Below are 1154 nucleotides of genomic sequence, written 5' to 3'. Positions count from 1 at the left end.
GGAAGGCCTCGGCTTTCTTATTCATCTGTCATCACTCCGTTCCGAACAACACAGACCGAATCCGAAGATACGAACATAGTTTCTTTAATTTCATTATACAGAGAATAAGAATGCCTTGCAAAGCCGCTGCTATACTGATATTCGATGACTTTTGCCCGTGGCATAATCGATTTCGATACCGGGCTGATTATTATAAACAAAAACGTTAAATTTGATTCCCTTTCCGTTATCTTCTACAGAAAGAGCCTCCATTTGCACGCCCCTTGCCACCAGGTTCTTTCCTTCAAAGACAGGCGTTACCCGATAAAGCACGTGATTGTGCGTTTCCTTAATATAGTCATGAACCATATTTTCAAAAGGAAGCATTCCTTGCACGTTCAAATAACGCGTACCTGTAATGAGATTCTTCGGATTTGCATTTTCCGCCGTCAACTGATAGCCGATAAGATGACAGCGGTTATATAAATATTTTCCGTCTACGTTATCATATTTAACCGTTTGCCAACCGCTGGGTTTGACGGAACCGATGGGACCGCGTTTTTGCGTAGGCATCAAATCTTCGCCGATATCGGCAAAGGCCGGACCGCACCGCCCTAACGGATCGAGATCACTGTATCGCTCGACAGATGTCGTCTTCATATCCTCTTGGGAAAAAGACGGCTCATTGTTGTTAATGACTATATAGGGCTTCCCGCTAAAAGGCGGCAAGGTCGACAAGTCGACAACATTACGCCCCGACTCGTTTTGTGCTGAAACAGCAGTTGCAGGTGCCGCCTTTTCCGCCTTCGGTTCGACCGGATTGGAGCCGCACCCGGCTAACGATACGATTACCAGTAGGGTCGCCAGTAAGGCCGTAAGTTTTTTCTTTATCATCTCGTATATACCTCTTGCGTAATATCATCGTGAGACGTGCCGACAAAATCCGTTTGCTTCGTTACGTTAAATACTCCTTCTAAGGGCAAATCAAAGAAAAAGTCACCCGGGTAAGCCCGGTTCCACTTATATAAAACGACAGATTGAACCGAATCGACAAAAGGCTTTACAGATACATTTTCAACAAAACAATACGCACCTTCTCCGGCCTTTTCAAGAAAATTCTCGTCGCACGTAAGAACCGCTTCCGTATCTTCAAATAAATCGGCTGAAAAGGGGTG

General features: G+C 45.1%; 2 protein-coding genes. Both read right to left on the bottom strand.

Annotated elements, in window-relative coordinates; all coding sequences use genetic code 11:
- Positions 1-129: 129 nt before the first annotated feature.
- Entirely contained in the window at positions 130-873 is a 744-nt protein-coding gene (locus tag PGX78_RS08470) for a DNA/RNA non-specific endonuclease (RefSeq protein ID WP_270446511.1), read from the bottom strand.
- On the bottom strand, positions 870-1154 hold a 285-nt coding region (locus PGX78_RS08465), incomplete at its 5' end, for a hypothetical protein (RefSeq protein WP_270446509.1). The genes PGX78_RS08465 and PGX78_RS08470, both read right to left, overlap by 4 nt.

It is taken from the genome of Megasphaera sp. AF13-6AC (genome assembly GCF_027685385.1).
GTDB lineage: Bacteria > Bacillota > Negativicutes > Veillonellales > Megasphaeraceae > Megasphaera > Megasphaera micronuciformis.
Note: the sequence above shows the minus strand (reverse complement) of the source record. Positions and strands in the feature narration are given on the sequence as shown.

Bases quoted from the DNA above. Each gene is read 5' to 3' on its own strand.
- PGX78_RS08470 (WP_270446511.1), bottom strand. From the start codon at position 873: ATGATAAAGAAAAAACTTACGGCCTTACTGGCGACCCTACTGGTAATC.